General features: G+C 60.0%; 15 protein-coding genes and 1 pseudogene. 3 read left to right on the top strand and 13 right to left on the bottom strand.

Annotated elements, in window-relative coordinates; all coding sequences use genetic code 11:
• Positions 1–23: 23 nt before the first annotated feature.
• The 3 genes from LJ360_RS12225 to LJ360_RS12215 form a co-directional block, all read right to left on the bottom strand.
• A complete protein-coding gene (locus LJ360_RS12225; RefSeq protein WP_264994103.1) occupies positions 24–1,274 on the bottom strand; it encodes an ABC transporter substrate-binding protein in 1,251 nt (416 codons plus the stop codon).
• Between the two features lie 212 nt (positions 1,275–1,486).
• Entirely contained in the window at positions 1,487–2,260 is a 774-nt protein-coding gene (locus LJ360_RS12220; RefSeq protein WP_091848463.1) for an SDR family NAD(P)-dependent oxidoreductase, read from the bottom strand.
• A 17-nt stretch (positions 2,261–2,277) separates the two neighbouring features.
• The gene (locus tag LJ360_RS12215; protein ID WP_264994102.1) at positions 2,278–4,035 is read right to left on the bottom strand and encodes a diguanylate cyclase domain-containing protein; all 1,758 of its coding nucleotides are present in this window, start codon (positions 4,033–4,035) and stop codon (positions 2,278–2,280) included.
• 171 nt (positions 4,036–4,206) lie between these two features.
• Here LJ360_RS12215 and LJ360_RS12210 point away from each other — a divergent pair, with 171 nt between their 5' ends.
• Together LJ360_RS12210 and LJ360_RS12205 are read left to right on the top strand one after the other, a co-directional pair.
• Positions 4,207–4,536, top strand: coding sequence for a TraR/DksA family transcriptional regulator (locus LJ360_RS12210; protein ID WP_091848461.1), 330 nt, complete (start codon positions 4,207–4,209; stop codon positions 4,534–4,536).
• Positions 4,537–4,636: 100 nt separating this feature from the next.
• Positions 4,637–6,091, top strand: coding sequence for an SLC13 family permease (locus LJ360_RS12205; protein ID WP_413774363.1), 1,455 nt, complete (start codon positions 4,637–4,639; stop codon positions 6,089–6,091).
• 50 nt (positions 6,092–6,141) lie between these two features.
• On the opposite strand, the gene LJ360_RS12200 is transcribed toward LJ360_RS12205, so the two are convergent.
• Both LJ360_RS12200 and LJ360_RS12195 read right to left on the bottom strand, forming a co-directional pair.
• Positions 6,142–7,161, bottom strand: a complete 1,020-nt coding sequence (locus LJ360_RS12200; protein ID WP_091848460.1) for a polysaccharide deacetylase family protein — start codon at positions 7,159–7,161, stop codon at positions 6,142–6,144.
• Complete coding sequence (locus tag LJ360_RS12195; RefSeq protein WP_091848459.1) at positions 7,155–7,832, bottom strand: DNA-J related domain-containing protein; 678 nt, start codon at positions 7,830–7,832, stop codon at positions 7,155–7,157. The genes LJ360_RS12200 and LJ360_RS12195 overlap by 7 nt, the downstream gene beginning before the upstream one ends.
• Positions 7,833–8,018: 186 nt before the next feature.
• Here LJ360_RS12195 and ttcA point away from each other — a divergent pair, with 186 nt between their 5' ends.
• Positions 8,019–8,918 carry a tRNA 2-thiocytidine(32) synthetase TtcA gene (gene ttcA, locus LJ360_RS12190; RefSeq protein ID WP_091848678.1) on the top strand — a complete coding sequence of 300 codons (900 nt, stop codon included), beginning with the start codon at positions 8,019–8,021 and terminating at the stop codon, positions 8,916–8,918.
• Between the two features lie 25 nt (positions 8,919–8,943).
• Here ttcA and LJ360_RS12185 read toward each other — a convergent pair whose 3' ends face one another.
• From LJ360_RS12185 to LJ360_RS12145, 8 genes and pseudogenes are all read right to left on the bottom strand, one after another.
• A complete protein-coding gene (locus tag LJ360_RS12185) occupies positions 8,944–9,696 on the bottom strand; it encodes a response regulator (protein ID WP_264994101.1) in 753 nt (250 codons plus the stop codon).
• Positions 9,697–9,881: 185 nt separating this feature from the next.
• On the bottom strand, positions 9,882–10,511 hold the full coding sequence (locus LJ360_RS12180; RefSeq protein WP_264994100.1) for a sensor histidine kinase: 630 nt from the start codon (positions 10,509–10,511) through the stop codon (positions 9,882–9,884).
• A gap of 78 nt (positions 10,512–10,589) precedes the next feature.
• Entirely contained in the window at positions 10,590–12,242 is a 1,653-nt protein-coding gene (locus tag LJ360_RS12175; RefSeq protein WP_264994099.1) for a tetratricopeptide repeat-containing response regulator, read from the bottom strand.
• Positions 12,239–15,750, bottom strand: a pseudogene (locus tag LJ360_RS12165) (NahK/ErcS family hybrid sensor histidine kinase/response regulator). Before LJ360_RS12165 ends, LJ360_RS12175 begins: the two are co-directional and overlap by 4 nt.
• Positions 15,751–15,776: 26 nt before the next feature.
• Positions 15,777–16,280, bottom strand: a complete 504-nt coding sequence (locus tag LJ360_RS12160) for a hypothetical protein (protein WP_091848454.1) — start codon at positions 16,278–16,280, stop codon at positions 15,777–15,779.
• Between the two features lie 151 nt (positions 16,281–16,431).
• Positions 16,432–18,201, bottom strand: a complete 1,770-nt coding sequence (locus tag LJ360_RS12155; protein WP_091848453.1) for a sodium:solute symporter family protein — start codon at positions 18,199–18,201, stop codon at positions 16,432–16,434.
• A gap of 4 nt (positions 18,202–18,205) precedes the next feature.
• On the bottom strand, positions 18,206–18,472 hold the full coding sequence (locus tag LJ360_RS12150) for a DUF4212 domain-containing protein (RefSeq protein WP_091848452.1): 267 nt from the start codon (positions 18,470–18,472) through the stop codon (positions 18,206–18,208).
• Positions 18,473–18,789: 317 nt separating this feature from the next.
• On the bottom strand, positions 18,790–19,497 hold the full coding sequence (locus tag LJ360_RS12145; protein WP_091848451.1) for a PolC-type DNA polymerase III: 708 nt from the start codon (positions 19,495–19,497) through the stop codon (positions 18,790–18,792).
• Positions 19,498–19,506: the final 9 nt, after the last annotated feature.

Below are 19,506 nucleotides of genomic sequence, written 5' to 3'. Positions count from 1 at the left end.
ACGGTGGTTATCTCCTTTATGTGTTATTGAAGGGTTAGGGGCATTCCTGCCTTTCGCCGATCGCTCTGCCACTCCTCCAGAGTTCGGGCAGCCTCATTGCCGGGCAGGGAATAGACAATCTCGAAGTAATTGGCCGAGTATTCATCCGCCAGTACCTGCTCCCGGGGTCGCAGCTTGACTACATAAACAGACTGTACGTTCTGGTGGTCAAATGCCCGCCATTCCTGCTCATCTTTCAGCAAGCTGTAACGGTGGCCTTCCAGGGCCCGAATGACCGCAGCGGTACGGGTGGTGCCGGCCCGTTCCACCGCATCTTTGTATTGGTGCACAATGCTGTATGCGGATGCCGCCGCTGACGATGGACGCATTTCGTACCGGTCTGAAAAGGCCTTCACGAACGCTTCGCCCCGTTCATAACCCTTCTCTGCCGGCAGGTTCCAGACCCATGGAGCTGCACCGATGACGCCTTCCATAATGGTGGGGCCGACCTGTCGCGCCATTCCCAGGGTGATGTTGGGAACAACGATCTGCATGCGTTTATGTAGCCCCATGGAGTAGGCGATATTGATTGCCCGAACCATGTCGTCGCCGAAGAGTACCAGTGCCAGCACATCTGCGTCGCTGGCTGCGGCCTCATCCAGCGCGGCCTGGAAATCGCTGGTCAGGGCCGTTGGGAAGGGTGTGGTAATGCCAGGGTGGGCGCTGGTATCGGTGGTGCCGGTGAACTGGCGAAGGGATTCCTCAACTGACCATCCCCAGGTGTAGTCCGCGGTGATGTAGTAGTATTCGCTGTCACTGAACTCTTCGCTGAGGTATGCGCCAAGGGCCTTGGCTGACATCCAGGCGTTGTAGGGTTCACGGAACATGTGAGTGTGGCCGGCACTGCCCGTGGTGGCATTGGAGTAGGTCAGGGTGCCGAAGTAAATCCGGTCCCGTTCCTTTGCAGCCTTGCCAGAGGCAATGGCGACGGCAGAGGACACCCCGCCAAACACCATCTGCACATCGTGGTTATCAATCAGGTCTGCGGTGTTGCGAGCTCCCCGTTCAGGGTCACTGCGGGTGTTACGAATGACAAGCTCTACCGGTTGTCCCAGAATGCCCCCCTGCTGGTTGATCTCCTCAACGGCCAGGAAGGCTCCAAGCCGCTGCTGCAGGCCCTGGTCCTGGTAGCGGCCGGACTGGGGATAATTCAGGCCCAGCTTGAGCGTTTCAGCAACGGACGTCAGTGAAGCCAGTGACAGGCTCAGAGCGACCAGCAGCGTGCGGATTTTCATCTGTAAAACTCTCCTGCCAGGCGCAACGTATGTGCCGCCTGCATTTGTTGGTTTTGTTAAATGATGCAAAAGGGAATTGGCCCCGGCCAGTTTTGTCGCTGGCGTGGGTTTTGGCAATGGTCCCAGGGTGGAAAATTGTCAGGGAGCTGTAACTGGGCGTAATAAAGCGTTACCCGGGGAACTGGTTCACGCCGGGCAACGCGGTATGCGAATCAGCCGTGGGCGCCCATGCCACCGTCGATGCGATACTGGGCCCCGGTCACGAAACCGGATTCTTCCGACGCCAGGAACACGACGACGTTAGCGATATCGATGGATTCGCCGTAGCGGCCAAGGGGAATACTGGCGGTCAAAGCTGCCTTGGCCTCCTCTGCGTGACCCGGCTGAAAGCCTTCTTCCAGTGAACGCATCATCCGGGTATTCACGGGGGAGGGGTGTACCGAATTGACCCTTACACCATGGGGGCCCATCTCCAGTGCGGCCGACTTGGTAATGCCAACCACGGCATGCTTGGACGCCACATAGGGTGCGACCCCCGGGCTGCCCATCAGGCCGGCCACCGAGGACATGTTGATGACCGAGCCGGAACCCTGTTGCTGCATAACCCTCAGTACATGGTGCAGGCCCAGGAATACGCCGCGCACGTTCACGGCAATAACCTTGTCGAAGTCCTGGATTTTCTGGTCTGTGATGGGGGCAACCTTGCCCTCAATGCCGGCGTTGTTGAAGAAAACATCGATTCGGCCGAATTCATCCATGGTCTTCCTGACGTAGGCGGCGACATCTTCCTCCTGCGATACATCGGCAGCCACCGTCACAACCTTGCCAGCGTCTTTCAATTCCTCGGCGGCGGCTTTCAGGTCCTCTTCCCGGAGATCCACCAGCACCACCCGGGCACCTTCCTCCAGGAAACGACGGGCGGTTACCTTGCCGATGCCGCCGCTGCCACCCGTGATAATCGCTACCTTGTCTTTGAGTCTTGCCATGATTCCTTCCTCCTGATTCAGGCGTGGGGCAGGTTTTCTGCCATCCGCTCTGCCTGGTTGTCGTCAGTTTCCAGTCCGGTGAGCCGGAACTGGTTACGGCCTGCGGCCTTGGCCTGGTACATCGCTTCGTCTGCCCTCTCCATCAGGGCATCGGCGGTTTCGCCGTCGAGGGGGTACAGGCTGATGCCAATGCTGGAGCCCACCCTGAGCAGGGCATCACCGCAGCGATAGGGCCGCGCATTGGCCTCGATCAGGCGATGTGCAACCCGTATGGCGTGCTCGGAACTGTCCAGTTCGGGGAGAAGTACAATAAATTCATCGCCGCCCAGACGTGCCAGGGTATCGTCTTCCCGAAGGCAGCTTTGCAGCCGTCCGGCAATTTCCGTCAGCAGGTGGTCGCCGGCGGCATGTCCATGACTATCGTTGACGGCCTTGAAATGATCAAGGTCTACGAACATGACTGCCAGCATCTGCTGCTTCCTGTGGGCGTGGCGAATGGCATGCTGCAGGCGGTCTTCCAGCAGGCGCCGGTTGGGCAGGCCTGTCAGGGCATCGTAATAGGCCAGCTGGCGAATACGCTCTTCGTTCAGGCGGTGCTGGGTGATGTCGGTGAACAGGCCGGCGTAGTGCGTTACATTGCCGTCCTCATCGCGGATTGCGGTGACGGTGAGTAGCTCGAGGTAAAGCTCGCCACCTTTGCGCCGGTTCCAGACCTCTCCCCGCCACCGGCCGGTACTGCTCAGCGTCTCCCACATTTCCCGGTAGAACTCCGAGTCGTGGCGGCCGGATGAGAGTATGGCCGGTGTTCGGCCAATAACTTCTTCCGGCTGATAACCGGTGAGTTGGGTAAAGGCCGGGTTTACGAACTGAATGGTCAGCTGCGGATCCGTGATTATGATGCCCTCAAGGGAAGACTCGATCACCCTTTCGGCTAGCTGGAGGTGGCGGCGTGACTGGGCGAGGGCTGCGTCACGCTGCTCAAGGGTGGTCCTCAGGTCCTCAAGGTACATGTGTTCAGCACCGGCGATCAGGTCCGAGAAGCCCAGCAGGCCCATCAGCTCGCCGTCATGGTTGGTGACTCCGAGGTGTCGTATACGTTTTTCCAGCAGCAGGTCCCGGGCGCGGATCAGAGGCTCGCTCATGCCGATGGTCTGCAATGGGCGACTGGCCAGCGACGCAACGGGTGTGTCGCCGGGATAATTGCTGATAAACCGCAGCATATCCCGTTCGGTGATCACTCCGGGACCTTCGTCTTCACACAGGATAAGTGCGGCATCATGGTGGGTCTGGTGCATCAGGCGGGCAGCGGCGGAGAGCTTTACCTCGCCAGTGATCATCAATGGACGGTCGCCGAGGGCAGAGTGGACTTCCCGCAACCTCAGGTAGGGTTCCAGGCCCTGGTTCATGGCGATATCACTCTGGCTCAGAATGCCGACAATTTCGCCCCGGGCGTCGGTCACCAGAAAATGCCGCCGGTGTTCCTGCCGGAACCGCATGGCCGCCTCGGCTATACTGGTTCCGGTGATGAGGGTGGCGACCGGTGTGCTCATGACGTCGGCAATGGGACGGTGGAGCGAATCCGGGTCGGAGAAGTTCACCAGCAGTGCATCGTGCTCGGTCCAGATACCCAGCGGCTCCCCGCCGGCCATGACCACAATGGAACTACAGCCATGCTCGGCCATCAGCTGCGCCGCACGGTTCAGGGGTGTGTCCGGGGAACAGTGCACAGGAACGCCGGAGCGCATGATGCTCTCGATCGGTAGATGATTGGCCATGGTACTTCCGCTTGTGGTTATTGGTCCGCAAGGTATACGAGGCATTGTGTGTTGCCGGTCGCGGCCCGGTTTTGACGGACGTCAATTGCTCAGCCATTCTTTCCGATATCCTTACGGTTTTTTACATTTTCGCTTGTCAAAGCACGACGTCACCCCGGAGGTGGTTTTACTATGGCCAATACCCGTACAGAAGAACTTCAGCGCCTGAAGCAGGAACTGACTCGCCGCCTTGAGCGCTACGAGGCCCACCAGCATCGGGAGAGCGGCAAACTGGAAGCCGATTTCGAGGAACAGGCAGTGCAGTTGCAAAATGATGAAGTGGTCGACTCCCTTGAACAGGAAGTGCGGGAAGAGCTGCGCCAGGTCATCCATGCCCTGGACCGCATCGATCAGGGAGAAGGAGGTCTGTGTGAAAGGTGCGGCAACGAAATCAACCCTGAGCGCCTGAATATTCTGCCCTGGACGTCGCTTTGCGTTCGTTGTGCCGAAGCTGCAGAATAGTCCCGTCTTTTCTCCCCCTCACTAAACTCACCACCGGGTGCCGGCGACTTCAGTCTCAGGCTGGGTCGGCCTGTTGCCGATAGAAAAAGGACCGGACCCCATGACGCAGACAGTTGATGACACGTCCTGGAAGATGCCGAAGAGCCGGGTTATCGGATTGTTTACCGGCCTCGCACTTTTTGCCCTTACCCTGGTGGTGCCGCCGCCGGGTGACCTGGACGGGTCCGCATGGGCGGCACTGGGACTGATGATGCTCATGGCCGCCTGGTGGGCAACTGAAGCGATTCCAATTCCGGCTACGTCGCTGTTACCCATTGTGCTGATCCCGGCGCTGGGCCTGGGAACCGTCACGGATGCTACCGTACCCTACGCCAACCCCATCATATTCCTGTTCCTGGGGGGGTTTACCCTGGGGCTGGCGATGCAGCGCTGGAACCTGCACCGCCGTATTGCCCTGCACATACTGTTGCTGGTAGGGACAAGCCCACGGCGCCAGATTGCCGGGTTCATGGTGGCGACGGCCTTTCTCAGCATGTGGGTTTCCAATACGGCGACCGCCATCATGATGCTGCCGATCGGCCTGTCGGTATTGAGCATGGTGCACGCACCGGATGACGAAAGCCGCCGGCGCTTCGGCGTTGCACTGCTGCTTGCCATAGCCTATTCCGCCAGCGTTGGTGGTATCGCCACCCTGATCGGAACCCCGCCGAACGCGCTGTTGGCAGCTTACCTGTCAGATCAGCAGGACATTCCCCTGGGCTTCGCCCAGTGGATGATTATCGGCGTGCCGGTGGCGGCACTCATGCTGCTGGTGATCTGGTGGTGGCTGAGCCGTCGGGATTTCGGTATCGGCGCCTCAGCCGGTGCGGGAGAGGCAATCCGTGACGAACTCAGGAGTCTTGGCCCTATGGGCAAGGCTGAAATCCGCGTGGCGACCCTGTTCGGCCTGACCGCAGCAGCCTGGATCTGCAGGCCCCTGCTATCGGGTACGTTGCCGTGGCTTAGTGACACGGTGATCGCCATCTTCGCGGCGGTGTTGTTGTTCATCCTCCGTTCGGGCCAGCGGGATGGTAACGCCCTGATGGACTGGGACAGCGCCCGTGACCTTCCCTGGGGCGTCCTGTTGCTGTTCGGTGGTGGCCTGGCGCTGGCGGGTGTGATCAGCAGTTCCGGGCTGGCGGATGCCATTGCCGAAAGCCTGTCGTCACTGGAAACCCTGCCCATGTTGCTGATGGTGGGACTGGTGGTGGCAGTGATCATTTTCCTGACCGAGGTGACCAGCAATACCGCCACGGCAGCGGCTTTTCTGCCCTTGCTCGGCGCGCTGGCTGTGGGGCAGGGCATCTCGCCGGTGCTGCTGACGGTGCCAGCTGCGATCGCTGCCAGTTGCGCCTTCATGATGCCCGTGGCCACGCCACCCAATGCGATTGTCTTCGGCAGCGGGTATATGGCCATCAGCGATATGATCCGTGCCGGCTTTGTGCTCAACCTGATCGGTATCGTGCTGGTGACCCTGCTGGGTTACCTGCTGATGGGCGTGGCATTTACGGTGTGATCGCAGGGCCGGGACGGGAACCGGTCACGACAACCGGCTCCGCTCCCGTCTCAGTCTTCCGGTCTTGAGAGGTCTACCCACTGGCGGGAGAACCAGTAAAAGCGTCCGTCGCCGGCAGGATAGGTGCAGTTGTACCGAAAACGACGGCTGCTGAAAGGCTCCGGAGCACGGACAGAAACCGTCTGTTGGTCTGCGGTTAAAGGGATGCGACCCTGGCCGGAGGCAAAGCAGGTCAGTGCTCCGGTGCGGAAACCGTCGGGAAGGGTCAGGCTCAGTTCCGGTGGATTGTCCTGGACGATACTGTTACCCGGGGCATCGTCGATCACCGGTAGCGATCGGCTGCGCAGCTTGTGATCGAGGCCATCAAGCTGGCCATGGGCCGTGGCCAGGGGGAAGCGAGGCAACCGGCTGGTGTCCGAGGTTTGGCCGATGGCGCCGGACTGTTGTCCGTAGGCGAGCCAGCCGCGCTGATCGATCATCTCTTCCAGTGCTGAGTCATATTCACCATAGGGGTAGGCAAACAGTGGTGCCGTTGCCCCCAGTTTCTCGTCAAGGATCGATTGGGCCTGGTCCAGGCTGGCGGTGATTCGCTGGAGCCACGCCCCCTTCGGTTCGTCGGGGCGCCTGGCCAGGTGGCCATGGTCATGGCTGTGGTTGGCGATGGTGACGCCTTCCCGTTCACTTGCCTGTTCCAGTTGCTCCCAGGTCATATAGCCGCGGCTGCCTACGGCATCGGTGTTCACGAAAATGGTGTAGGGATAACCATACTCTTCCAGAATGGGGGCTGCGGTGGTCCACACCGAGGCATAGGCGTCGTCGAAGGTAATGGCGACCTGTTCCTGATCGCTCAGTTCGCCACTGAGGGCAGACCGCGTGGCAGACTCCAGCGGCGCCACGTCCAGCCCCAGTTCCCGGATACGGGACAGGTGGGACCGAAAGAGCTCAACCGTCGTGCTGGTACTTGGCGGTGTCTGGTCACTGACGTGGTGATATTGCAGTACCACCAGGTCGGACTGGGCTGTGAGTGGCGTAAGGGTGACCAGGGCAGCCAGCACGGTCCGGTTCAGCATCGGGACTCTCCGTGGCGGAAGTAGTGTCGCAGTGTCGTAAACGCGTCGTTCAGTTGCTGGACCTGGGCGGTATCACCGCCGCGATCAGGGTGGGCCTGCATGACCGCCCGTCGGAACCGGTGCTTGACCGAGGCAAAGTCCGCCGGCAGCGTTTCGAAGCCCAGTACCGCGGCGGCACTTTCAGCCGAGTCCGCCCCTGGGCCCTGGCCGGCACGTCCGGCCCAGAAATCATCCACCATGCGGTGGATGTCGGCCTCGGGCATTCGGTACTGGTCCAGGTCCAGGTAGAAATCCCGCAACGGGTCTATTTGGCCAGGGAGGCCGGTGCCGGCAATGACATCGTCATGTTGCAGGCTGATCGTAAGGGGTGAGATGACCAGCGTCTCACCGGTGGCAGCCAGGTCATCCCGCAGACGGTAAAGTACATGGAACAGCAGGAAGTGCACCGGGTACAGGGCAGCGGGGTCCGCATAATCTACCGGGCCGATCAGTTCCCAGGGCGGCCGTTGCAGTTGTCGGATCAACTCCAGCTCCGACAGGTTGCCTGCTTCACGCAGGCAGGACTCTGTGGCTGCGGTCAGTAACTGAACGTGGTGCTCAAGGGCCTGGCCCTGATGATCTGCAGGCTCGCCTTCGGTGGACGATTTATCTGAAATGGCATCCTCACTCATGCTGCCATGTTATGTCAGCGGGTGCGGTATCCCAAGCCCGAAAGGGTGAAGAATCGTACCCGGTTCGGCGGATGGTGGCTTGTACGCAGCCACAGGGCCTGACTTGGGTGGCGTAGCTCCGGTATAATCGCGGCCGATTGATTCACCCCATTCCATCATGGCCACAGGTTGATTATGTCAGACGTAATGACGCCGGAAGCGGTATCTGTCACACCCGACAGCGAGGCGGAGCGTGAGCGCAAGCTGGAGACCAACAAGCTCCAGAAGCGCCTGCGACGGGAAGCCGGCCAGGCGATCCAGGACTTCCGCATGATCGAGTCCGGTGACCGGGTCATGGTGTGCCTTTCCGGAGGCAAGGATTCCTATACCATGCTGGATATCCTGATGAATCTACAGAAAAGCGCCCCGGTACCTTTCGAGCTGATTGCGGTGAACCTGGACCAGAAGCAGCCGGGATTTCCGGAGCACGTGCTGCCGGAGTATCTCGCTGGTCTGGGGATTGAATATCACATCATCGAAAAGGACACCTACAGCATCGTCAAGGAAAAGGTGCCCGAGGGCAAGACCACCTGTGGCCTGTGTTCCAGGCTACGGCGGGGCATCCTGTATAACTTTGCCGAAGAGCATGGCATCACCAAGATCGCCCTGGGCCATCACCGGGATGACCTGCTGGAGACCCTGTTCCTGAACATGTTCTACGGCGGCAAAATGAAGTCTATGCCTCCCAAACTGTTCAGTGATGATGGTCGCAATACCGTCATCCGTCCCCTGGCCTACAGCCGTGAGAAAGACATTGCCCGCTATGCGACGCTAAGGGAATACCCGATCATTCCCTGCAACCTCTGCGGTTCCCAGGAAAACCTTCAGCGGCAGGTGGTCAAAGACATGCTGCAGCAGTGGGACAGGCAACACCCGGGGCGGATCGAAACCATGTTCCGGGCCATGTGTAATGTGGAACCATCCCACCTCGCCGATACCAGCCTTTATGACTTTGCCGAGGGCCGCTCACGCGCAGGTGGCGTGGCGCCGGTGCAGACCGTTGAGGCAGAGCCGGACTATGGTCGGCTGGACGTGCTGAATCTCTGATTCGTCAGCAGGCCGGGGCGGTGCATTAACCTCCGTCCCCGCCTCCACCAACCAGTTCCATCAGGCCGCCAATCATCTGACTGATCAGCGCGAGCTGGGTGTTCAGGCCATCTACCGTTTCCGAAAGGCTGTTGATCTGTAGCCCCAGAAACAGCGCCACCAGAACGAAGACCAGCGTTGTAAGCATCCACAATCGACGCACCTTGCCCACCCGGGACTCGAGTTCCTCCTGGAACCGGGCATCAACCCGAGCCATGTGCTGCTTCATCGCACGGATGTCCTCGTTGGCCTCTTCATAGGCAATTTCCAGGGTGGAAAGGCGGCCGGTGAGCTTGCGCAGGTAGGACTGGTCGGCCACGGTCTGGTAGGGGCTCAGTTCCGGTGCCGCAAAATCCGGTTCACTGTCGCCGTCTGCCAGGATGGTGTCGATCATCTGGATGAGCTGTTCACGTTCCACCTGCTTGCCGATCACGCCCGCGGCGCCCCGGGCCTTTGCGTCCTGGAGGTAGCGATCAGCGTTCTGGGAGGTGTACATGAACACCGGGATGTCCCGGCTCTCCGGTTGCCCCTTGAGCTTGTCCAGCGCCTCGAAACCGTTCATGCCTGGCAACAGGTGATCCAGGAAGATCAGGTCAAATTGCTCATGCTGAACCAGGCTCAGGGCTTCCTCGGCCGAGCCGACGCCCTTGCTGGTGAGATCGGCTTTCTCCAGCAGCCTGGCGAGGATGATCCTCGCGGTGGAGGAGTCATCAACAATGAGTGCGTTGCCACGGGGCATGGTGTTCTCCCTGTCTTTACGAGGGCCCTCGTTCCGCTTCGGTCTTGCCAGTCCCTGACCGATCCCTGAGGGCTCGCAACACGTTAGTCCCGGGTGGGGGGGTAATTCAAGTCAACCGTTAGCAAATTGTGGCACAGGTTGCCGAATCCAGCTTTGCTAACAATGATGTCTGCCTATCACACAACTCAAGGCAGCCAGATTTCGAACACACCACCGCCCAGTTTGCCCTCATTATGCAGGCGTATCGTACCGTGCTTGCCGTTATTCTGATGCAGGTGGGCTATGGCGGAGGCGAAGTAAAGCCCCAGGCTGGTAGAGCCGCTGCTGAAGTCCGGGGCCTTCAGGAGTTCTGCACCGGCTTCCCTCATATGTGCCGGGTAACCGCTGCCATCGTCTTCCACGGTAATAACCAGCCAGCCATCCTGCTCCCGGGCGCCAAGTTGCAGGCGACTACGGGTATAGCGAATGGCGTTGTTCAGGGTGCTGGCGATGACGCCCGAGATGAGCTCGTCGTCGAAAAAACCAACGACATCGTTATCGGCGTCAATGTCATAGTTGACCCCATAACCCTGCAGGAGTCGTTCATGGCGGGCCAGCTGTTGCTGCAGGAATTCCGCCACATAGTGCTCGTCGCTATGGGCAGAGAGCTTTTGTTCGCCCAGGCGATAGATTCCCAGTAGCTGCACCAGGTCACTGTGGACCCGCTCCGCTTCATACTGCAGGGTATTGAAGCGCGGGTTATCCCCCAGGACGCCCTCCTGTTCTTCCCGCAGGTCATCCAGGGTACTGAGCAGCATACCGAGGGAGTTCTTCATATCGTGCACCGCCGAGGCGATGACCATGGAAAATCCGGATTGTCGATCTTCCGGTCTGCAGCGGCTGGCTGGCGGTGGTCACTCATTCATAGACTCCATTTTTCTTTTCATGGCCAGGTAGCGGCGGTACTGACGGTGTTGCGGCGGCAGGTTTTCCAGGGCCTGGAAGCAGCGGTGGCACTGGGCGAGTGCATGCTGGCGTACCACTGAGCGGTCGCCATCCTGCAGCTGCTTCATGCGGGTCTGGACCAGGTTGAGGTTGAGCGCGGCGTGGTTTGGCACAATGTCCAGGGCCTGTTCGAAGAACCGGGCCGCCTCGGGAAGGCCGCCTTTTTCAAAGGCCTGGATACCTTCCCGGTTGAGCGTTCGGGCCTGCAGACGCTGTTGCAGGCCCACGGGTTCATCCATCAGGTTCTCGATCTGCTCAATGGTATCGGCCTCTCCCTCGAATCTCTGGGCCAGCGAGGCCAGCAGCTGCTCGGCCTCCCGGTTTTGGCCCACCCGGTAGAGTGTCTTGGCCAGGTCGAGTCCGGCGTCGGCCGAAAGCTTGTCTTCCGGCAGGGCTGCCCGGGCTTCCTCGAGGAATTTCATGGCCTTGGTGCGATTGCCCCGGGCAGCAACGATGCGGGCCCGCACCAGCATGGTGCGGGGGCCGATATCAGGTGCTTCCGGAAACCTGCGCTCCAGGTGCTTCAGCACCCGCACGGCTTCATCGGCGTATTCCTTGCCTTCGCCGCCAGGGTCGCCCTCACTCAGGTCCGTGAGAGACCGGCCAAGGGCCAGGTGATGGTCCGGGTTATCGTGAACGGACCAGGTGCCCAGGTTAACGGTGCGTCGCCAGGCGTCGGTGGCTGTGTCGATGTCGTGGTTCTGGGTCGCCAGTTTCGCAAGGTCCCGTTGGCGCAACAGGGCGTTGGGCGACAGTTCTGCGGCCCTCTGCAGGACTTTCTGGGCCTGGCCGGACTTACCATTGCGTTTGAGGCTTTCTGACAGCAGGTCGTAGGCTTCCAGGTAGTCCGGGTGATCCTCGACCAGGCGTTGCAGGGCAACAATCGCTTCGTCCAGGTGACCTTCGGCCAGCAGAACCCTTGCCTTGCCAAGCCGTGCCCAGGACAGGGAGCGCTGGCTGAGTATGTCATCGTAGATCTTGCGGGCCTGGCCATAGTCGCCTACCTGTACATAAAGTTCCGCGAGGGTCTTGTAGATCCAGGAACGATGCCGGGGATACTGGGACAGCAGCGAAAGGCATTGCTGAATGGCTTCCGGGTTGTCCTCCAGGTCCATTGCCCGGGTGACCGGAAGCAGGGCCTCCCGGCGCTCAGCCAGTGCGCCCAGGCGTTTTTCCAGCATCGCCCGGTTAATCGGCTTGGTGAGGTAGGCGTCCGGGTGATATTCCCGCGCCCCCATGACCATTTCCCGGGAGGTTTCGGCCGTCACCATCAGGAAAAGGGACGAGTGATGCAACAGCTTGCGGTGGCGCAGTTCTTCCAGCACATGCTGACCGCTCTTGCCTTCCCCGAGGTTGTAATTGCATAGCAGGACGTCGAAATGATCATAGGCACAACGTTGCACGGCGGCGGCGCCATTATGGACCAGTTCGATTTTTTCAGCCCCCAGGGAACGCAGCATCTGTCGCATGGAGTTGCGGAAGTTCTCGAAATCATCCACCACCAGAAAACGGAGTTTGCGGATGCTGGTGGAAAAGCTGTGTTCACCGGACGTATTGATCATGCGCGCTTCTTGATGAGTTTGTTGACCAGTGCCCGCAAGGCCGCGGGCTTAACCGGTTTATAGAGTACATGGTAGCCCCGCCGGATGGCATCTTCACGGACCTCTTCCCCAAGGTAACCGGTAATGAGTACTCCGGGCACAGCAAAACCAAGGTCGTCCCTAAGCGCGTCCATGGCGTCCAGGCCATTCTGGTCGTCGTCGAGCTGATAGTCTGCCAGGATAATGTCTGGCCGTTCACCGCCAAGGGCAGTACGGGCATCCTCCAGGCTGAGTGCCGTGGTGGTTTGGCAATGCCAGTTGCCCAGCAAGGCTTCCATGCCTTCGAGGATGTGGGCGTCATTGTCGATACAGAGTACTTTCAGACCCCTCAGGGTGGACAGGCCGCGACTGCCGTTACGCGTGGTGGCCGGCGGTGCATCCCTGACCTCGGCCTTTGCCAGCGGTACGGTAATGGTGAATGTGCTGCCTCGGCCGACACGGGAGTGCACGTTAACGGGATGACCCAGCATGCCACTGATACGGTCAACGATAGCCAGCCCCAGACCCAGGCCGTTCTTGTCGCGGCCCTGCCGCAGGCGGCGGAACTCCTCGAAGATGTACTTCAGCTGGTCGTCCGGAATGCCCGGGCCGGTATCCCACACTTCAATGCGCAGGTAGCCCTTCAGCCTCCTGCACCCCAGCAGTATGCGTCCGCCACTGCCGGTGTAACGAATCGCGTTGGACAGGAAGTTCTGGACCACCCTGCGTAACAGCTTGGCGTCTGACGTCACCCAGGTGGAGCTTGGGACTACCTTCAGGGACAGTTCCTGGTCTGCGGCAATGGCACTGAATTCGGTGGCCAGGTGTCGCAGCATGTCGTTAACCGGGAAGCTGCTGATATCAGGCTCCAGTGCACCCGCATCCAGTTTCGAGATATCCAGTAGTGTGCTGATGATTTCTTCCGCCGCGCCCAACGAGCTGTCCAGGTGACTGGCCAGTTCCCGGGTTTCCTCGGTGATGACCTTGTTCTGCAGTGCCGAGGCAAACAGCGCGCCGCATTCAGTGGTTGCAGAAGGTCATGGCTGGCGGAGGCCAGGAAACGAGTCTTGCTCTGATTGGCCTGTTCGGCAACGGACTTGGCCTTGAGCATCTGTTCGTTGATGACCTGTAGTTCCTGGGTGCGCTCCTTGACCCGCTGCTCCAGGTAAATATTGGTTTCCTTCAGGGCCTGCTCCGTGCGGCGCATGGCAGTAATGTCCTGGAAGGTGGTGACGTAACCACCGCCGGGAATAGGGCTACCTTCAATTTTCAGCACCGTGCCATCCGGCCGGTGCCGCTCATAGGACAGGGGGCGGCCCTGTTTCATCGCATCACAGCGGTCGCTGATAATCTCGTCGATGCGTCGTGCAGGCAGGTTGGCGCTGGTCAGGTTGTAGCGCATCAGGTCCTGCATGGGGCGGCCAGCCCGGACATAGCCTTTGGGGTAGGAAAACAGTTCAAGGTAACGGCGGTTCCAGACCACCAGCTGTTGCTGGTGGTTGACCACCGATACGCCGAGGCTGATGTTCTCGATGGCAGATTGCAGCAACTCCCGGCTGAAGGTCATGGCCTGGGAGGCCTCGTCGACGATGCTGACCACATCCTCGATCTGCATGTCACGACCGGTCAGGGTGGACTCCAGCACCACCCGCGCGGTGGAAGCACCGATGACCGAAGCCAGCTGGCGCTCGATGTAACGCATCAGGTGCGTACTGGCGGGGCGCTGGGGGGAGAGCCTCATGGCGTTACGGCGTTCGTAGTTGGTGAAGAGGGCCTCCGCACGTTCCTCACCCATGAACCGCTCTGCCAGGGCCTGCAGGTCGGCAGTAAGCACCTCGCCCTGCCAGACCTGTTGCTGGGACGTTTCCGCCCGTGGATGGGGGTCATGGAAGAACGAAGCAATCTGGATCTTCTCGCGAACCCGCTGGCGGGTGGTCATGGAGAGGAGTACATAGACCAGGGTGTTGATGCCCAGGGACCAGATGATGCCGTGGCTGATCATATCCAGTTCCAGCCCGAGCAGGGCCGTTGGCCGGGTCCAGTTCAGGCCCCACAGCCCCTGGTCGATAAGGGTGTCGCTGAGCCAACCGGTGGAGGCCAGCGCGGGGATCAGCAGGGTATAGCACCACATGGCAAAGCCGATGGCGAGGCCCCAGATTGCTCCGTTGTAGTTGCCCCTGCGCCAGAGAATTCCGCCAATCAGCGAGGGGCCAAACTGGGCGGCGGCCGCAAACGACAGCAGGCCGAACGCAGTCAGGCTGTAATCGGCCCCGGCCAGGCGGTAGAAACCATAGGCGGTCATCAGTACCAGGAATATGGTGACACGGCGTATGCTCAGCAGCAGCCGGCTGAGATCCGCCTGCCGGTTCATCCGGGGCCGGAAGAACTTGAGCAGGCCCGGCATGACGATTTCGTTGCTCACCATGGTGGCGATGGCTACTGAACAGACGATGACCATGGCGGCGGCAGCGGAGCCCCCGCCAAGGAAGGCCAGGATGGCCAGCCACCTCTGCTCTTCCATAATGGGGAGGGTGAGGGTCAGCATGTCCGGATTGACGCCTTCGCCGCCGGCGTTGAGCAGGCCGGCCGCTGCAATGGGCAGTACGAACGCACTGGCGATGATCAGGTAGGCCGGCATGGCCCACCGGGCCGTATTGAAGTCCCGGTACTCGGCGTTCTCCACGACCATGACGTGGAATTGCCGGGGCAGGCAGAGGATCGCCAGCATGGAGACGATGGTCTGGGTAATAAACGCTGGTGCCTGCACGCCGTCCCAGGTGAGCTGGCCTACCAGGTCCGCTTCCCTGACGCGGGTAAGCAGGTCCCCGAAGCCTTCGTACATGCCGTAGCCCACGAACAGCCCGACGGCGACAAAGGCGATCAGCTTGATCATGGACTCGAAGGCCACCGCCTGGATCATGCCCCGGTGGTGTTCGGTGGACTCAAGGTGGCGGGTGCCGAACAGGACGGTGAATGCGGCCAGAACCAGGGTGATGTACCAGGCGGAATCACTCCAGGCCGCCTGGTGGGACGTGCCCGAGCCGCTTTCCGACAGCACACTGAATCCCAGGGAGATGGCTTTAAGCTGCAGGGCGATATAGGGCACGCTGCCGATCAGCGCGAATACCGCTATCAGCGCAGCCAGGGACTGGGATTTGCCATAGCGGGAGGCGATAAAGTCGGCAATGGACGTACTGTTGCTGCGTTTGCTGATGTAGATGATGCGCCGCAGCAGCGGGGTGCCGAACAGGAACACCAGCAGGGGGCCAAGATAGATGGGCAGAAAGCCCAGACCCTCCTGGGTAGAGCGGCCGACGGCACCATAGAACGTCCAGGAGGTAAAGTAGACTGCCAGGGAGAGGGCATAGATATGGGGGCGTGCGAGCTTGTTCCGGTAAAGGCCCGGGTGCCGGTCACCGGCCCAGGCGATGGCAAACAGCAGGGAGATGTAGGCGATGGAAATGACTACCAGTAGCCAGACACTGATCATCTCCGGTTACTCCCTGACGGTCGGGTTCAGTCGCAGACTTGCCTGAACAGAGGGTCTTCTCCGCTGAGGCGACGGGCTTCCCGGGTATCGGGTTTGCCTTCGTCAGTCAGCGCAACCAGCTCTCCGCTCGGGCAGTTAAGCAGCCATGTGCCCTTGGAAACGCGGCCACCGTAGGTCTGCCGGAAGTGATAGAGCTGAAAGCGGGCTGTATCCCCGTTCGCGGGGTTGCGGGCGATACTGCTGGTATCCAGCACGGTAATGCGGTTGATCTGGGGAAAAAAGAAGCTCCAGGGACGCCAGAATTCGGCCTGTGACTCGGTAGCCACCACCACCGATTCTGACGGCATGCGTGCGGTCATCTGGTCGTACCAGTTGTATTCCATGTAGATCTGATAGCCCATCATGCCCAGCCCGGCAAACACCGGAATCAGCCAGCGGGGCGCCTTCTTGGCGGTTGCTGCGCGAATGCTCATGGCAATGCCAGCAGCGGCTAGGCCACAAATGATGGTGGCGACAAAGTTCCAGAACATAGTACTTCCTCTGGGAGCGTCTGAAAAAATCGGGGGAGCCTTGGCTTCCGGGACTTTTTGAGAGGCTCGGTAAAAAAACGGGCCTCCTGAAAAGGAGGCGTCCTGGATCAACCCGTTCAGATTCGCATCTGAATGCGGGGCGTATTATGTCTTAGTGATCCACTGCCTTGCCAGCACCCCGCGGATAGCGAACGCTTTCCACGAGTTCCTGGATCTCTACCGGCGGCTCCTCGGTGGCGTTGGACACCACGAAGGCCACGATAAAGTTCACCAGGGCACCGACGGCACCAATGGACAACGGGGAGATACCCAGTACCCAGTTGGCAGCGTTGTCAGGCAGGTTGGCGGTTCCCGGAATGAAGAGCCAGCCCTTGTACACGAAGATGTACACCAGGGTGAAGCTGAGGCCGGCCAGCATACCGCTGATGGCACCCACATTGTTCACCCGCTTGGAGAAGATACCCATCATCAGGGCCGGGAACAGGGAGGCAGCTGCGATACCGAAGGCCAAGGCCACCACCTGTGCCGCGAACCCGGGTGGATTGGCCCCCAGGTACGTTGCCACCGCGATCGCCACGGCCATGGAGATACGGGCCGCCAGCAGTTCGCCCTTTTCCGAGATACCGGGGTTGATCGCGCCCTTGATCAAGTCGTGACTGATAGCCGACGAGATGGCCAGCAACAGACCCGCCGCCGTGGACAGTGCCGCTGCCAGACCACCCGCTGCAATCAGACCGATGACCCAGCCCGGCAGGTTGGCAATTTCCGGGTTCGCCAGCACCAGGATATCCCGGTTGTAGGAGAACTCGTTGCCTGCCCAGCCGCGGGATTCGGCTTCGTCAGCGAAGTCGGCGTTGGCGTCATTGTAGTACTGGATGCGTCCGTCGCCGTTCTTGTCCTCATAGGTGATCAGACCTGTGACCTCCCACTCTTGGATCCACTGCGGGCGCTGATCGTATTCGATGGGCTCGGCCGCCGTGCCTTCCGGATAGATGGTTGTCATCAGGTTCAGACGCGCCATGGAGGCAACGGCCGGAGCTGTCAGGTACAGCAGGGCGATGAACACCAGTGCCCAGCCTGCAGACCAGCGTGCGTCAGCCACCTTGGGAACAGTGAAGAAGCGGATGATAACGTGGGGCAGGCCCGCGGTACCGATCATCAGCGACAACGTGAACAGCACCATGTTCAGCTTGTTGGACACATCCGCCGTGTAGGACCCGAAACCGAGGTCGGTGATGACCTGGTTCAGCTTATCCAGAACCGGCAGGCCGGACTGGGTGTGTTCGGAGAACATGGCCAGCGGCGGGATCGGGTTACCAGTCAGCTCGATGGCAATAAAGATCGCCGGAATGGTGTAGGCGATGATCAGTACGCAGTACTGGGCCACCTGGGTGTAGGTGATGCCCTTCATGCCACCGAGTACGGCGTAGATGAAGACCACAACTGCAGCAATGATAAGCCCTGTCGTTGCGTCCACTTCCAGGAAGCGGGAGAAGGCTACACCAGCACCGGCCATCTGACCGATTACGTAGGTTACCGATGCCACGATCAGGCACAGTACCGCTACCAGGCGGGCGTTACGGCTGTAGAACCGGTCACCGATGAACTCGGGTACGGTGAACTTGCCGAACTTCCGCAGGTAAGGCGCCAGCAGCATGGCCAGCAATACGTAACCGCCGGTCCAGCCCATGAGGAAGGTGGAGTTGGCGTAACCACCGGCGGCAATCAGGCCCGCCATGGAGATAAAGGATGCCGCTGACATCCAGTCTGCGCCGATAGCGGCGCCGTTGGTGATGGGGTGAACACCGCCACCAGCCACGTAGAAATCACTGGTGCTGCCAGCCTTGGCCCACACAGCGATAAGGATATACAGGAGGAATGAGCCCCCGACAAATATGAGGTTAATCGCAAACTGACTCATCGGATCACTCCTCCTCGGCCAGGCCGAATTGCTGATCCAGCTTGTTCATACGCCAGGCGTAGAAGAAGATCAGGGCAATAAAGGTCAGTATGGAGCCCTGTTGGGCAAACCAGAATCCGAGGTCGGTACCGCCCACCGGAATACCGGCAAGCAAGGGTCGTAGCAGGATTGCGAAGCCGTAGGATACGAGTGCCCACACGATGAGGCAGCCCAGTATCAGACGCAGATTCGCCTTCCAGTACAGAACAGCATTGCTGCTTGCGTCAGACATAACAGGTCTCCTGTTTTGTTTTTGTAGGATTTAGACGCTTGTAAGTGGGAGAAAAGCCAAAGCCAGCCAGGTCACTGTTCTGCCGTTATACGGCGGGCATTGACCAGTGCTGTCCTTGATGAGCAACCATGGGAAATTGTTATTCACGGGTTTTTCTCCTGCTGGTTACCATCTCTGACTTTACCTTTCGCGACGTTAATGGATATTGGCAAAAGGTCTAAGTGAGCTTTGCAACAATGTAAAAAGTTGTTTTGGCGGGGATTAATCGGGGGCCAGGGCGGGTGTTCGGGAACTTTCCGAACGGGATGAGAAATCCGTCACAATTGCCGCATGGTCTTTAGGCGCTGGTGATATTTCAGGCGCTGGTGGAGGTCGTCGAGCGTGACAACACCCTGTTCGCGAGCTTCCCTGAATGCGATCAGGGAGAGTTCGGCGGTGGCCAGTGCGTCGGCGGCGGCATGGTGCCGGGCTGAAATCTCAAGGCCGAAGTGGTCCGCCCAGTTGTCCAGCCGTTTGTTGCCTTCCAGGGCGTGGGGGAAGAAGGCGGGCATCAGTTCGGCGACATCGAGCCAGGTGTGCGTCTGGGAGTAGTTCAGTTGCTGGCGCAGGGCCTTTTCCAGGAACTTGCGATCAAACGCCGAGTGAAACGCCAGCACCGGGTCGCCGTTCATCCATTCCAGCAATCGCAACAGGGCGTCCTGGGTCTCATGACCACGGGTCAGGGCTTCCGGGCCGATACCGTGGATCAGTACCGTCTCGCGGATATCCAGTTCGGGCCGGCGAAGGATCAGGTCAAACTGGTCGCTCAGGGGGATGGCCATGCGATCGATGGCGACGGCACCTATGGCGATCACCTTGTCTTTCGCCGGATTGAGGCCAGTGGTCTCCAGATCCAGTACGATGAACCGGAGGTCGTCCAGGTGCTGGCCCCCTGCTGATTTTGGTGGCGGCAAATGGGCGACGTCGTGGTGCTCCGCGGTGCCGGTAAGTTTGCCATTAATCCAGTTCTTGAACTGATCCAGCATGGTTGTGTT

Source organism: Marinobacter sp. AN1, from assembly GCF_026013985.1.
In the GTDB taxonomy this organism is placed as follows: domain Bacteria; phylum Pseudomonadota; class Gammaproteobacteria; order Pseudomonadales; family Oleiphilaceae; genus Marinobacter; species Marinobacter segnicrescens.
Note: the sequence above shows the minus strand (reverse complement) of the source record. Positions and strands in the feature narration are given on the sequence as shown.

Bases quoted from the DNA above. Each gene is read 5' to 3' on its own strand.
- LJ360_RS12150 (WP_091848452.1), bottom strand. From the start codon at position 18,472: ATGTCTGACGCAAGCAGCAATGCTGTTCTGTACTGGAAGGCGAATCTG.
- ttcA (WP_091848678.1), top strand. From the start codon at position 8,019: ATGACGCCGGAAGCGGTATCTGTCACACCCGACAGCGAGGCGGAGCGT.
- LJ360_RS12145 (WP_091848451.1), bottom strand. From the start codon at position 19,497: ATGCTGGATCAGTTCAAGAACTGGATTAATGGCAAACTTACCGGCACC.
- LJ360_RS12160 (WP_091848454.1), bottom strand. From the start codon at position 16,280: ATGTTCTGGAACTTTGTCGCCACCATCATTTGTGGCCTAGCCGCTGCT.
- LJ360_RS12205 (WP_413774363.1), top strand. From the start codon at position 4,637: ATGACGCAGACAGTTGATGACACGTCCTGGAAGATGCCGAAGAGCCGG.
- LJ360_RS12200 (WP_091848460.1), bottom strand. From the start codon at position 7,161: ATGCTGAACCGGACCGTGCTGGCTGCCCTGGTCACCCTTACGCCACTC.
- LJ360_RS12175 (WP_264994099.1), bottom strand. From the start codon at position 12,242: ATGATCAATACGTCCGGTGAACACAGCTTTTCCACCAGCATCCGCAAA.
- LJ360_RS12215 (WP_264994102.1), bottom strand. From the start codon at position 4,035: ATGGCCAATCATCTACCGATCGAGAGCATCATGCGCTCCGGCGTTCCT.
- LJ360_RS12195 (WP_091848459.1), bottom strand. From the start codon at position 7,832: ATGAGTGAGGATGCCATTTCAGATAAATCGTCCACCGAAGGCGAGCCT.
- LJ360_RS12210 (WP_091848461.1), top strand. From the start codon at position 4,207: ATGGCCAATACCCGTACAGAAGAACTTCAGCGCCTGAAGCAGGAACTG.
- LJ360_RS12185 (WP_264994101.1), bottom strand. From the start codon at position 9,696: ATGCCCCGTGGCAACGCACTCATTGTTGATGACTCCTCCACCGCGAGG.
- LJ360_RS12225 (WP_264994103.1), bottom strand. From the start codon at position 1,274: ATGAAAATCCGCACGCTGCTGGTCGCTCTGAGCCTGTCACTGGCTTCA.
- LJ360_RS12180 (WP_264994100.1), bottom strand. From the start codon at position 10,511: ATGAAGAACTCCCTCGGTATGCTGCTCAGTACCCTGGATGACCTGCGG.
- LJ360_RS12220 (WP_091848463.1), bottom strand. From the start codon at position 2,260: ATGGCAAGACTCAAAGACAAGGTAGCGATTATCACGGGTGGCAGCGGC.
- LJ360_RS12155 (WP_091848453.1), bottom strand. From the start codon at position 18,201: ATGAGTCAGTTTGCGATTAACCTCATATTTGTCGGGGGCTCATTCCTC.